The following is a 14,099-nucleotide window of genomic DNA, read 5'->3' on the forward strand; positions in this document are numbered from 1 at the left end:
GACGCGCCGCCGGAGGGCGAGGGGGTGGGGGAGGGGGTGGGCGTCGCGGAGACGGAGGCGGCGGCGGGCGGGAGACGGCGGCGGAGCTCGGCCAGATGGGCCTCGTGCCGCTGCCTGAAGGGCGCGAGCCTGGCCGAGGCGGCCGAGGCGTACAGGGCCACTGCCCGCTCCTTGCCCGCGATCAGCTCCCGCAGGAGCACGGTCTCGGGATCGGGACGCTCGGCCACCGGAGGCACCCGTTCCTCGGCGGCGCAGCCCGCGGCGGCCACGGCCGCAACCCCGAGAGCGCCGCCCCGCAACAGGGCGCGCCGGGAGACGGAACGCACGGACGACCTCCGGTTCTGTGTCGGCAGCTGACGCACCTAGCATCGTACGGGCTTGGAATAATGGCACCCACCTCGCTTCTCGGGCGGCTCCGCCACACCGAGTGGCGCTGTTTCCACGCCCTGGTGTGGATAGGCTGGTTAATCGCATGGGCGAGGTCCGCCCGGCTGAGATCGTGACAATGGGAGGTCGGCATGGGCAACGCCACATCCCGCGACCGCCTGATGAAGCTTCTGGAACCTGTCGTCGGAGCCGAGGGGCTCGACTTGGAGGACGTCACGGTCACCCCCGCGGGCAAGAGGCGGCTGCTGCGTGTCGTCGTCGACCGTGACGGCGGCGTGAGCCTCGACGACGTCGCGGAGGTCAGCCACGCGGTCTCCGCGACGCTGGACGCCGACGACGCGATGGGAAGCACCCCGTACGTGCTGGAGGTCTCCTCCCCGGGGGTGGACCGCCCGCTCACCGAGCCGCGCCACTGGCGCCGCGCGGTGCGGAGGCTGGTCAAGGCCGACCTGAGGGACGGCACCGCCGTGGAGGGCCGGATCGTCGCCACCGACGAGACCGGCGTGGAGCTGGACGTCGACGGCGCGCCGCGCCGCATCGACTATGAGGACCTGACCCGAGGACGGGTTCAGGTGGAATTCCGCCGGCTCGACGACGCCGAAGACGACGGCGAAGACGGCGACGAGGGCTAAGGGGGAAGCCTCGTGGACATCGACATGAGCGTCCTGCGCAGCCTGGAGCGGGAGAAGGACATCTCCTTCGACCTGGTCGTCAAGGCGATCGAGGACGCGCTGCTGATCGCATATTTCCGGAGCGAGGGTGCGGCGGCCAAGGCGCGCGCCGAGCTCGACCGCAAGTCCGGGCACGTGACCATCTTCGCCGCCGAACTCGACGCCGAGAGCGGGGAGGTGCTCAGGGAGTTCGACGACACCCCGGGCAACTTCAGCCGCATCGCCGCGACCACCGCCAAGCAGGTCATCCTGCAGCAGCTCCGTGACGCCGAGGACGAGATCAACTTCGGGGAGTTCGCCAGCCGCGAGGGCGAGCTGGTGGCCGGCCACGCACGGGAAGCACGCCGAGCAGGCCGGCACCGGCCAGAACCGCCCCTGCCAGGCCGATGCGGGCACTGCGGATGAAGGTGTTCATGATCCTCCTCGGTTACCTACGGAACATGGCAACACCAAAGGTAATCAAGTGAACACATGGAGTCACGTAGCCGATCACTCCGTGTCGGGACGTTCGGCACCACCTTCCGGAACGCAGGTTACGGCTCGGCCCCCTGGGGGACCCCCGCCGAGCGCCGGGCGATGGAGCGCACGATCTCTCCGGTGCGGACGGCCGTCATGGACAGCAGCGAGGAGGCGATCCCGTGGGTGTCCTCGGTGGCCCCCTGGAGGTAGACGCCCCAGGTCCGGCCGGGGGCGGTGGCGACCCGGTAGTCGCGCTCCACCAGCAGCTCGCCCGTCTCACCCGTGAGGCAGTGCTCGCCCGCCTCGCCGAGCAGGTCTCGCGGGTCGCGCTCGCGGTAGCCGGTCGCGCAGACGACCGCGTCGGCCTCGATCGTGCTCACCTCGCCCGTGGGCAGGAAGCACATCCTGACCCGGGCGCCGTCGCCGTCGTCGTCCACGCCGAGCAGACGGGAGACGTTCAGCATGCGCAGCCGCTCGACGCCGGCGACCTTCTCCGCGTAGGAACGCCGGTAGAGCTCGTCGATGAGGTCGAGGTCCACCACCGAGTAGTTGGTGTTTCTGGAGTAGGCGAGCAGCATGCGCTTCACCTCCTCGGGGGCGGAGAAGAAGTGGTCGACGGCCTGCGGGTCGAAGATGCGGTTGGCGAAGGGGCTGTCGTCGGCCGGCGAGTAACCGTACCTGGTGAAGACGGCGCAGACCTCCGCGGACGGGTAGGTGCGGTGCAGGTGCTCGGCGGCCTCGGCCGCGCTCTGCCCGGCGCCGACCACGACGAACCGTCCCGGGACATGCTCGCCGAGGGATTCGAGCCGGGCCAGCAGTTCCTCGGTGTGCCAGATCCGCTCACCCTGCCGCACGCCGTCGGGCAGCACGGGTTCCAGCCCGGCCGCGATCACGAGGTTGCGCGTCAGGCAGGTGTGCAGCTCGTCACCGCGCTCCACGACGACCTCGAGGGTGTCGTCGTCGTACGGACGCACCGCGACGACCTCGGAGTCGTAGCGCACCAGGCCGGCGAAGGAGGCGGCGACCCATTCCAGGTAGTCGTGGAACTCCAGCCGGGTGGGAAACATGGTCTTGTGGTTGATGAAGTCGACCAGCCTCCCCCTGTCCTGGAGGTAGGACAGAAAGGAGTAGGGGCTTGCGGGGTTGCGCAGGGTGACCAGGTCCTTGAGGAAGTGCACCTGCATCGTGGCGCCCTCGATGAGCATGTTGCGGTGCCAGCCGAACCTGGGTTGCCTCTCGAAGAAGACCGCGTTCACGCCGGAGCCGTGCTCCTCTTCCAGTGCCACCGCGAGCGCGAGGTTGGAAGGACCGAAACCGATGCCCACGACGTCATAGACCGGGCTCGACATGTTCGCCTCTCACATATTGAGGAGATGGTCCCCCGCCACCGAGGTGACGGGGGAAGGGGTGGGCGGAGTGTGTCAGGACGCGCCGACGGCCTTGGCCGCCTCGGCTACCCGTGGCACGACCTGGTCGATCACGTGGGGGACCGCCAGCGGCGTCGGCGTGCGCAGCGGCCAGAACGCGGTGAGGTCCAGTGGCACGTAGGAACCCCGCCTGACCACGTCGAGGCCGGCGAAGAGCTTGTTGGCCTCGATCTTCTTCTGCGTGGCGGCGTCGTCGTTGTAGTGGCTGAGCAGCAGGTCGACGTCGAGGACCTTGACCTTCTCCATGCTCAGCTCGGCCGCGAAGCCGTCGCCGGGAAGCGTCCTGATCTCCTCGGGCAGCACCAGCCCGAACTGCTCGAAGAGCTGGACGCTGATGTCGGTGTCGGACTTCAGCACGCCGATGTTCCCCGAGGGGAAGACGCTGGTCAGCGCGAATTTCTTGCCGGCCAGCTCGGGATAGGTGGTCTTGACCGAGCCGATCTTCGCTTCGACGTCGGCGACGAGCTTCTCGCCCTCGTCGGCCTTGCCGACCGCCTTGGCGACCTGGCGGGCCACCGTCTGCCAGGAGTCCTCGGCGGGGCCGGTCTCGTAGGCGGTGGTCGGCGCGAGCTGGGAGAGGTTGGCGTACTCCTTGTCGATGTAGTAGTCGCCGCCCGCGAGGATCAGGTCGGGCTTGAGCTCGGCGATCCGCTCCAGTGAGAAGCCCGACTCACCGGCCTTCAGCAGCGTCGGCTTGGCCCCGGAGATCCTGGACGCGGTCCAGGGGGCGAGCCCGTCGGCCTGGATGCCGGTCAGTTCGGCCATGGCGACCGGCTGCACGCCCAGGGCGAGCAGGGTGTCCTGGTCGACCTCGCCGAGGGCGACGATGCGCTGGGGGGCGGATTCGATCGTGGTGGTGCCGAGCTTGTGCGTGATGGTGACCGGGAATCCGGAGGCGGCCTGGGTCGCGGGGGCGCTCGCGGCGGGCTGTTCGCCGCCGTCACCGGCGCACGCGCCCACCAGGCCGAGGCCCAGCAGCAGCGTTCCTGTCGCGGCCAGGCGGCGCATCGTGTCGCGCATGGGTATGGGTGTCCTTCCAGAGCCGGCAAGGGCTCTAAAGATTAGGTAAGGCTAACCTAACGTAGCAATCTTTGAAGGCCGTGTGAAGCGCCTTATTCCAGCCGGTTCACGAGTTCGGCGACGGTCTGGGCGGTCATGAGCGTCGCGATCTTCATTCCGGCGCAGCCCGGCTCCCTGCGGATCCGGCGCACCAGCTCCATGGCGAGCAGCGAGTGACCGCCCAGTTCGAAGAAGTTGTCGTGCGGCCCGACCGCGTCCACCTCCAGGACCTCGGCGAACGCCCGGCACAGCAGCGCCTCGCGGTCGTCGTCGCGCCGGACGGCGTGCCCGGCGCCGGCCTGGGTGACCGTACGGGCCTCGAGTGCCACCGGCAGGTCGCTCAGCCGCGTCTCCGGGTCGTCCGCGACGGTCTCCAGCACGTCGAGGAGCGCGCGGAGCATCGTGTCGATCGTGGCCGGTTCGAACAGGTCGGCCGAGTAGTCGACGACGAGATGGAGCTCCTCGGCCCGCTCCCTGAAGATGAAGTCCAGGTCGAACTTGGCCGCGGGCGGGCTGAAGAGCGCCTCCCGCTGCCGCAGCCCGGGGAAGCGCACCTCGCCCATGGCCTGGTTCTCGTAGCCGACCATCACCTGGAAGAGCGGGTTGCGGCCGGGCACCCGGGGTGGCCGCAGCGCCTCGACGAGCGCCTCGAACGGCAGGTCCTGGTTGGCCAGACCGGCCAGGTCGGTGTCGCGGACGCGGGCGAGCAGTTCGGCGAAGGAGGGGTCGCCCGAGGCGTCGGCGCGGAGCACGAGCGTGTTGACGAAGAAGCCGACCAGGTCACCGGCCGCCTCGTCGGTGCGGCCCGCGACGGGACTGCCCAGCGGGATGTCATCCCCCGCGCCCGCGCGGTGCAGCAGCGCGGCGACCGCGCTCTGGCAGACCATGAACATGCCCCCCTGGGCCGCGCGCGCGAGCCCGCGGAGCCGCTCGACCAGCGCCTGGGGCAGTTGCCTGGTCACGGTCGCGCCGCGCTGGCCGACGGTGGCCGGCCTGGGCCGGTCCACCGGCAGCGGGATCTCCGCCGGCATGCCCGACAACGCCTTCGCCCAGTAGGCGAGCTGGCGGGCGTGCGGGCTGCCCGGGTCGACCGGATCGCCGAGCAGCTCACGCTGCCAGAGCGTGTAGTCGGCGTACTGCACTGCGGGGGGCTCCCCCGCGGGCGCCGCTCCGTCCAGCCGCACGGCGTAGGCCCGCGCCACGTCCCTGGCGAACGGCCCGAAGGACCACTCGTCGAACGCGATGTGGTGGAAGACCGCGAGCAGTAGGTGCTCGTTCTCCCCCTCCGGGATGAGCGCGACCCGCAGCGGGATCTGGGTGGCCAGGTCGAACGGGCGCGCGATCACCTCCTCCGGCGAGCAGGTCGTGATCTCCAGAGCGGGGCGTGCCGACTCCGGCGGCAGGACCCGCTGGTATGGCACGCCCTCGTGCTCGGCGAAGACGGTCCGCAGGCTCTCGTGCCTGGCCGTCACGTCGCCGAGCGCGGCCTCCAGCGCGGCCACGTCGATCTCGCCGCTCAGGCGCACGGCCAGCGGCAGGTGGTACGCCTCGCGGGGCCCCTCGTCCTCACGCAGGATCTGGTCGAGCAGCCAGAGCCGGCGTTGCGCGTACGACAGCGGGATGCGTTCGGGACGCCGCCGGGGAGTCAGCGGGGGCCTGAGCGCGACACCGGCCCTGTCGTGCAACCGGGTGGCGAGCTCGGCGACGTTCGGCGCCTCGAACAGGTCCCGGATCGCGAGTTCGGCGCGGAGCACCGCGCGGACCCTGCCGACCAGCCGGGTCGCCAACAGCGAGTGCCCGCCCAGCTCGAAGAAGTTGTCGTCGATCCCGACGCCGGTGACGTCGAGCACCTCGCCGAAGAGCGTGCACAGCAGCTGTTCCACGGCGGTCCTGGCGGCGCGGCCACTGCCGCGCGGCCCCTGCCGGTCGGGGGCGGGCAGTGCCCGCCGGTCCAGCTTGCCGTTGACGGTCAGCGGGAGCGCGTCCAGCGTCATGACCGCGCTCGGCACCATGTAGCCGGGCAGCCGCCGCCTGAGCCCCTCGCGCACCCGGGCGGCGAGCGCCCCGTGGTCGCGGGCCGCCGCCGGGTTGTTCGCGTACGACGCGGGCCTGCGCTCCGGATCGGCCGGCAGGAAGGCGGCCCCGCCGCCGAAGACCGCGTCGTAGTGACCGATCTCGGCCGAGGGGGTGGTCACCACGCCTGGGTCGAGCGCGTACAGCAGTTCTGGTTCGACGCCCCGCGGGGATGCCCGCAGCAGCTCGCGCGCCTCCCCCGCGAAGGCCCCGCCCTCGATCGCGCGTAGCGCGGCGAGCTCGGCGGAGAGCCTGGGATCGGGGATGGCACGCACCCTGAGCGGCCCGGGAAGACCGCCGGACAGCCGACCGGCCAGGTCGTCGAGGCCCGCCCAGTCCACGACGGAGGCCTCGGTCGGGGGCACAGTGGGGGGCACGGCGGGGGGCACGGCGGGTGACTTCCAGAGCGTCACGTCGTAGCGGTGCCTGCTGAGCTCGTTGTGGTGGACGCCGCGCTTGGTACGGACCTCCACCCGCGCGGCCAGGTCGAGGGCGGCGAAGAACGCGGGGTCGAGAAGGAGTTCCTTCTCCATCCGCACCGCCCGGTCGATCGCCGCCGCACCGATGCCGCCACCACCGTCGCCGCCGTCGCCACCGCCCCTGCCGAGCTGGATCGCCGCGTGCAGGCAGCGCACCGACCGCAGGTCGCGCACGTCGCCGATGAACAGCGCACCACCGGGGGCGAGCAGGTCCATCGCGGCGGCGATCACCTCGGCGAGGTATCCGGCCCCCGGGAAGTACTGGACCACGGAGTTGACGACCACCGTGTCGAAGTGACCGGCGGGCAACCCCGCGGTGTCGTGAGCGGGCCGGCAGCTCAGGCGTACCGGCGAGTCGGGGCCGAGGTCCGCTTGGAGCTTGGCGATGACGGGGGCCGCGAAGTCGGTACCCCAGTACTCCTCGCAACCGGGGGCGAGCCGCGACAGCAGCAGGCCGGTGCCGACGCCGATCTCCAACACCCGCCGGGGGTTGAGGTCCTGGATGCGGGCCACCGTGGTGTCTCGCCACTCGCGCATGTGCTCCAGCGGGATGGGCAGCCCGTCGTAGCTGCTGTCCCAGCCCGCGAAGTCCTCGGTGTGGACCGCCGTGCCGATCTCGGTGTACTCGGCGTCGTAGATCTGCCGCCACTCCGCCAGGTGCTCGCGCTCGGCGTCGGGCCGCGCGGCGCCGTCGGGCACCACGTAGCCGATGAGGCGCTTCACACCGGGCACGTCGGTGCCGACCGCGATGACGGCCGCCTGCCCGACGCCGGGCTCGGCCGCCAGCGCGCTCTCGACCTCCTCAAGCTCGACCCGGTAGCCGCGGATCTTCACCTGCTCGTCGGTACGGCCGAGGAAGTCGATGTTGCCGTCCTGGCGCACCCGTACGAGGTCGCCGGTCCGGTACATCCGGCCACCGCCGAAGGGATCGGCCACGAACCGTTCGGCGGTCAGGCCAGGCCGGTCGAGGTAGCCTCGGGCCAGGCCCGCGCCCGCGATGTAGAGCTCTCCCGGCGCGCCCGGCGGTACCGGCCGCAGCCAGCCGTCGAGCACGTAGCCGCGGGTGTTCCAGATCGGCCTGCCGACCGTGGGCGTGGCGCTGTCCTCGGTGCCGCCGCCCAGCGTGTTGATCGTGTACTCGGTCGGGCCGTAGAGGTTGTAGCCGAGCACCCCCTCGGCCTGCGCGAGCCGGTCCCAGACCGCCACGGGGACGGCCTCGCCGCCCAGCAGCACGAGCGGCGGGCGGTGTTCCCCTTCCAGCAGCCCCTCCTCCAGGAGCTGCTGCGCGTAGGTCGGCGTCACGTTGATCACGTCGATCCGGTGACGCCGCAGGTATTCGGTGAGCGCCTCGGCGTCGCGCCGCAGCTCCTCGTCGCAGACGTGCACCTCGTGGCCCTCGATGAGCCAGAGCAGTTCCTCCCACGACATGTCGAAGGAGAACGACACGGTGTGCGCGATCCGCAGCCGGCGCCCGGCCGAGGCCACCACCGGGTCGAAGATGTTGGCCCGGTGGTTGAACTGCATGTTGGTCAGACCCCGGTAGGGGGTGACCACACCCTTGGGGCGCCCGGTGGAGCCGGAGGTGTAGATCACGTACGCCGGATGGTCCAGCCGGCCCGGCAGCTCCCTGCCGAAATCGGGCAGTTCCTCCTCGGTCAGCCCGGTGCCGGGCAGTGTGGCCAGCCTCGCCCGTACGGCCGGGTCGTCGAGCAGGATCGAGTCACCCGGGCAGGTCAGTCCGGCGGCGATGTCGCGGTGCGAGACCAGGCAGACCGGGGCGGCGTCGGCCAGCATGAAGTCGAGCCGTTCGGCCGGGTAGTCCAGTTCCAGGGGCAGGTAGGCGGCGCCCGTCTTGAGCACCGCGAACAGCGCGACGACCATCTCCGCCGACCGGGGCAGTGCCAGGGCGACCACCCGCTCGGGGCCCGCTCCGTGCGCCCTGAGCAGCCTGGCCAGGCGGTTGACGGCGGCGTCCAGCTCGGCGTAGGTGAGCCGCACGTCGGGCTGGGAGACCAGGGCGAGCTCGTGCGGGGTGCGCTCGGCCTGCTCGGCGAGCAGCTCGGCGATGGTGAGGTCGGGCACGGGCCGTTCGGCCTCGGCCCAGTCCCGGCGCAGCCGGTCGTGCTCGTCGGGCAGGAGCAGGTCGAGCCGGTGGCAGGGGGTCTCGGGCGCGGCGGCGAGCGTCTCCAGGACCCGCACGTACCGGTCGGTGAGCCGTTCGGTCTCGGCCTCGGTGAAGGCGTCGCCCCGGTACATGACGCGCAGGCCCGCACCGGGCTCGACGACCATGGTGATCGGGTAGTGGGTCGCGTCGCGGACCTGGCGGCCGAGCACCCGCACGTCGCCTCCGGGGCCGAAGCCGCGGTCGGTGGGCATGCCGGGGAAGTTCTGGAACACGAAGAGGGTGTCGAAGAGGGTCCCGAGGCCCGTCACCCGCTGCACGTCGGCGAGCGCGACGTAGGAGTGGTCGAACAGCTCCGACTGGAAGGTCTGCGTCCGTTCCAGCACGGCGCGCAGCGGGTCCGCCGCGCCGGCCCGCACCCGGACGGGGACCGTGTTGAACAGCAGCCCGACGACGGACTCGACGCCGTCGACGTCGGGGTGGCGACCGGACACCGAGACGCCGAAGACCACGTCGTCACGGCCGGTGAGGCCCGCCAGCAGCAGTCCCCAGGCACTCTCGTACAGGGCGGCGAGGGTGAGCCCGGACTCCCGGGCGAGGGCACCGAGCCGGGCGGTGAGGCCCTCGGGCAGCGCGCGGTGGATCTCCCCGGCACCGGCGAGGTCGGCGGGGCGGTCGGCCGACTCGGGCCTGAGCAGAGTCGGCTCGTCGAGCCCGTCCAGAGCGCGGCCCCAGGACTTGATCGCGGCCTGCCGGTCCTGTCCGTTCACCCAGTCGAGGTAGGCGTGGAACCCGACCACGGGGCGGTCCCGCTCGGCGTCGGCGTCGGTGTAGAACTCCAGCAGCGAGGTGACCAGCAGGCCACCCGACCAGCCGTCCAGCAGGATCAGCTCGGAGGTGAGCACCAGCCGGAAGTCGTCCTCGCCCACCCTGGCCAGCGCGAAGCGGATCAGCGGCGGGGAGTCGGGGACGAACGGCCGGGCGCGCTGTGCCTCGACGAACGCCTCCAGCGCCTCCGCCTCGCCGGTCTCGGCGTAGGTCCAGTCGACCTCGAACCGCTCCGGGACGAACTGCACGGCCCGGCCGCCGTCGGTGCGGAACCCGGCCCGCAGGTTGGGGAACTTCAGCAGCACCTGGCGCGCGGCCCCGGCAAGGCGGCCGGGGTCGACGGGCCCTGACAGGGTCACCACGGCCTGCTGGACGTAGACGTCGCGGTCCTCACCGGCCAGCATCAGGTGGAACAGCAGTCCTTCCTGCAGCGGCGAGAGCGGCAGCTCGGCCCGCGACTCGGACGACCCGCCCAAGGGTGCCGTCACGGTCCCGCCGGGGGCGCCGAGCGGGGGTGCGGTGCCGGCCGTCACGCCCTCGGGGTGAGCCCGCGCGGCGTCGGCGGGCGCATCACCGGGCGCGTCACCGGGCAGGGCCACCGCGATCCGGGCCAGGGCCTCGACGGTACGCGATCGGAAGACGTCGCGGACCGTGAAGGAGAGACCCGCGCGGCGGGCGCGTCCCACGAGCAGGGCCGCGCTGATGCTGTCCCCGCCGGTGCGGAAGAAGTCGTCGTCGGCGTTGACGCCGTCCCGTCCGAGGGTCTCGGCGACGAGCCCGGCGAGGCCGCGCTCGGCGTCGGTCCGCGGCGCCCTGCCCTCGCGGGCCGCGGGCTCGGGCAGCGCCCGCCGATCCAGCTTGCCGTTGGGAGTGAGCGGCAGCCGGTCGAGGCCGACGAGCACGGAGGGGACCAGGTAGTCCGGCAGGATCTCGCCGAGCCCGGCGTGCAGCGCGTCGAGGTCGAGGCCGGTCTCACCCACGACGTAGCCGACCAGGCGCGGACCCGAGCGGGCCGCCACGGCCGCCTGCCGCACGCCGGGCCGGGCGGCGAGCACCGCCTCGACCTCACCGGGTTCGACGCGGAAGCCACGGATCTTGATCTGGTCGTCGGCCCTGCCCAGGAAGTCCAGGGTGCCGTCGCGGCGGCGGCGCACCCGGTCGCCGGTGCGGTAGAGCCGCGAGCCCGGCGGGCCGAAGGGGTTGGCCACGAACCGCTCGGCGGTGCGGGCCGGGTCACCGAGATATCCGCGCGCCAGGCCGTCTCCGGCCAGGTAGAGCTCACCGACCGGCATCTCGCGGAGCCCGGCGTCCAGCACGTACGCGACGGTGTTGGCGATCGGGGCCAGCCCGCCGCCGCCCTCGGCGATCAGGCTGTCCCCGGCCGCCTCCGAGCAGCCGTACAGGTTGACCAGCCGGGCGGGGACCCGCTCGGCCAGGGCGGCGGGCAGGGCCTCGCCGCTGCTCACCCACGTGGTCACGGAGCCGAGCTCCCCGGTCTCCAGGAGCGCGGCCAGCAGGCTCGGCACGACGGTCACCAGGTTCACCCCGTGGCCGCGGATCAGCTCGGCCAGGGCGAGCGCGTCGGTGGCGGTCTCGTCGTCCGCGACGACGACGGTGTCACCGGCGATGAGGCCGCCGAGCAGTTCGGTGCTGCCGTCGATGAAGGCCGGGGAGCTCTTGGCCACCCGCACGCCGGCCGCGGCGAGATCGGCGCCCCAGGCGAGCCGGTTGGCCAGTGCCCGCTGGGTCCCGACGACGGCCTTGGGCGTCCCGGTGGACCCCGAGGTGAAGATCACGTACGCGGGGTGGTCGGGGTGGAGCCGGGGCCGGGCGCGGGGCGGCGCGTCCAGGGGCGGCTCGTCGGCGCCGACCACCAGCAGGGGCCGGGCGACTCCGAGCATCATCTCGATCCGGGAGCGGGGATAGGTCGTGTCGATGGGCAGGTAGGCCGCACCGGTCTTGAGCACGGCGAGCAGCGCCACGACGAACTCGGCCGAGCGGGGCAGCGCGATCGCGACGATCTTCTCGGGGCCCGCTCCCGCGGCGGCGAGCCGGTCGGCGAGGGCCTCGGCCCGCTCGTCCAGTTCGGCGTAGCCGAGCGCGGTGCCGCCGCAGACGACGGCCGTGGCGTGCGGGGTGCGCGCCACCTGTGCCTCGATCCGCTCGGCGACGGTGAGCGGGGGGAACTCGCGGACGGTGTCGGGCCTGGTGACCGGGGCGCCGAGCGACGACAGGCGCCGCGCCGGGTCCTCGGTGACCCGATCGAGCAGTTCGCCGAGGTCGGTGAGCAGGCCGGTGACGGTCCCGGCATCGAAGAGGTCGGTGGCGTAGGCGACGAATCCCTCGATCCGCTCCTCGCCCTCGGCGAAGTAGATGTCCAGGTCGAACTTGACGCCACCGGTCTCGGGCAGGAACGGCTCGGCGCGCACGCCGGGCAGCCGCAGCCGCACGTCCTCCAGCCGCTGGTGGACGATCATCACCTGGAACAGAGGGCTGCGGGCGAGCGAGCGCTCCGGTGCGAGCCGCTCCACGACCTGTTCGAACGGCACGTCGGAGTTGGAGAACGCGGCCAGATCGGTGTGCCGGACCCGCTCAAGCAGTTCGATGAAGGTCGGGTCCCCCGACAGGTCGGTGCGGAGCACGACGAGGTTGACGAACACCCCGACCAGGTCCGCGAGGTCCGCGTCCGCCCGGCCCGCGATGGGCGAGCCGAGCGCCACGTCGTCGCCCGCGCCCGCCCGGTGCAGGAGCGCGGCCACGGCGGCGTGCAGGACCATGAACACGCTGGTTCCGGTCTCCAGGGCCAGCCTGCGCGCACCGGCCAGCGGCAGCTCGAACGAGGCCAGCCCGCCCCGGTGGCTCGCCTCGGCGATCCGGGGCCGGTCGGCCGGCGGCGTGCTCTCCTCGGGCAGTTCGTGGAGCGTCCGCTCCCAGAAGGCGAGCTGGTCGGCGAACTCGGCGGTCCGGCTCTGCCAGACGGCGTAGTCGGCGTACTGCACGGGCAGCGGGGCCCAGTCCGGCGCGGTGCCCGCGCCGCGGGTGGTGTAGGCGCGAGACAGGTCGGCGAGCAGCGGCGTGAACGACCACTCGTCGGCGGCGGCGTGGTGCTGGAGCATGACCAGGACGGACTCCTCGGCGGAGACACGCAGCAGGGTCGCCCGGATCGGCAGGTCGGCACCGAGGTCGAAGACGTGCGAGGCGGCCCGCGCCTCGGCGGCGCGCAGCCGCTCCTCGGTCCAGCCGCGTGCGTCCACCACGTCGAACGTGACCTCGCGGGCCTCGCCGGCCTTCAGGACACGCTGGACCGGCAACCCGTCGGGGCCCTCCACCAGCAGGGTGCGCAGCGCCTCGTGCCGTGCCACGACGTCGCCGAACGCGGCGCGCAGCGCGTCGACGTCGACCGGGCCGTGCAGGCGCAGGCCGAGCGGGAGCGCGTCGGCGGCCGAGGGGCCGCGCAGCCGCTCCTCGAACCAGAAGCCGCGCTGGGCCGCCGAGGCGGGGACGATCTCGGGCCTGGTCACGTCGCGCACCCTCGGCCGGGTGCCCTGCACCAGCCTGGGCGCCAGCGTGGCGACGGTGGGCGCCTCGAAGACGTCGGCGATGGTGAGCTCGGCGTCGAGCGTGGCGCGCACCCGGCCGGCGAGGCGGGTGGCCAGCAGGGAGTGGCCGCCCAGCGCGAAGAAGTCGTCGTCGATTCCCACCTCGATCCCCAGCGTGTCCAGGCCGAGCGTCTCGGCGAAGACCGCGCAGAGCGCCGCCTCGCGGTCGTCGCGCGGCCCCCGGCTCGACACCTGGACCTCGGGTGCGGGCAGCGCGGCCCGGTCGAGCTTGCCGTTGACGGTCCGCGGCAGTTCCTCAAGGGTGACCACCGCACCGGGCAGCATGTATTCGGGCAGCACTCTGGCCGCGGCGGCCCGCAGGTCCGCCTCCCGGAAGCCGGGGCGCGGCACGACGTAGGCGACGAGTCTCCGCTCGCCCGGGCTGTCCTCGCGGACCACGACGGCGACCCGCGCGACATCGGGGTGGGCGGCGAGCACGGCCTGCACCTCGTCGGGCTCGATCCGGAATCCGCGGATCTTCATCTGGTCGTCGCCGCGCCCCAGGTACTCCAGCGACCCGTCGCGGCTCCAGCGGGCCAGGTCCCCGGTGCGGTACATGCGCTCGCCCGGCGGGCCGAAGGGGTCGGCGACGAAGCGTTCCGCGGTCAGATGCGGGCGGCCGGCGTAGCCGCGGGCCAGCTGCTCGCCCGCGAGGTAGAGCTCCCCGGGGACACCGACCGGCGCGGGGCGCAGCGCGGGATCCAGGACGTACGCGCGGGTGTTGGGGAACGGGCGGCCGATCCCCGTCGCCGGCAGGTCGGCGGAGGTCGCCCAGACCGTCGCCTCGGTCGGTCCGTACACGTTGACCACCGACGCCGCCACCGAGTGGAGGGTCCCGGCGAGCGCGGCCGGCAGGGCCTCGCCGCCGACGAGCACCCGCAGCCCGGCGAGGGCGGCCGGCTCCATAGTTGCTCATCGCCCCGCCGACGCCGTTCACCTGGTCGGTGTCGATGCGCTCGCGGACGTCGCCTTCGATCGCGAAGCCGGACAGGTGG

4 protein-coding genes and 2 pseudogenes are annotated in these 14,099 nt (G+C 72.8%); 2 read left to right on the top strand and 4 right to left on the bottom strand.

Annotated elements, in window-relative coordinates:
* Positions 1 to 326 (bottom strand): annotated as a pseudogene (locus ABZ260_RS32005) (hypothetical protein); the annotation flags it as partial.
* 192 nt (positions 327 to 518) lie between these two features.
* On the opposite strand from ABZ260_RS32005, the gene rimP reads away from it, so the two are divergent.
* Positions 519 to 1,019, top strand: coding sequence for a ribosome maturation factor RimP (gene rimP, locus ABZ260_RS32010; protein ID WP_355563137.1), 501 nt, complete (start codon positions 519 to 521; stop codon positions 1,017 to 1,019).
* A gap of 24 nt (positions 1,020 to 1,043) precedes the next feature.
* Positions 1,044 to 1,385: pseudogene (locus ABZ260_RS32015) on the top strand (NusA N-terminal domain-containing protein); the annotation flags it as partial.
* 206 nt (positions 1,386 to 1,591) lie between these two features.
* Here the strand turns inward: ABZ260_RS32015 and ABZ260_RS32020 are convergent.
* The 3 genes from ABZ260_RS32020 to ABZ260_RS32030 all read right to left on the bottom strand — a co-directional run bounded on the left by ABZ260_RS32020 (position 1,592) and on the right by ABZ260_RS32030 (position 14,010).
* Positions 1,592 to 2,866: a lysine N(6)-hydroxylase/L-ornithine N(5)-oxygenase family protein gene (locus tag ABZ260_RS32020; RefSeq protein ID WP_355625267.1), complete on the bottom strand. Its 1,275-nt coding sequence runs from the start codon at positions 2,864 to 2,866 to the stop codon at positions 1,592 to 1,594.
* 72 nt (positions 2,867 to 2,938) lie between these two features.
* Positions 2,939 to 3,964, bottom strand: coding sequence for an iron-siderophore ABC transporter substrate-binding protein (locus tag ABZ260_RS32025; protein ID WP_355625269.1), 1,026 nt, complete (start codon positions 3,962 to 3,964; stop codon positions 2,939 to 2,941).
* Positions 3,965 to 4,056: 92 nt separating this feature from the next.
* A complete protein-coding gene (locus ABZ260_RS32030) occupies positions 4,057 to 14,010 on the bottom strand; it encodes an amino acid adenylation domain-containing protein (protein ID WP_355625271.1) in 9,954 nt (3,317 codons plus the stop codon).
* Positions 14,011 to 14,099: the final 89 nt, after the last annotated feature.

The organism is Streptosporangium sp. NPDC006013, from assembly GCF_040614275.1.
Lineage (GTDB): Bacteria > Actinomycetota > Actinomycetes > Streptosporangiales > Streptosporangiaceae > Streptosporangium.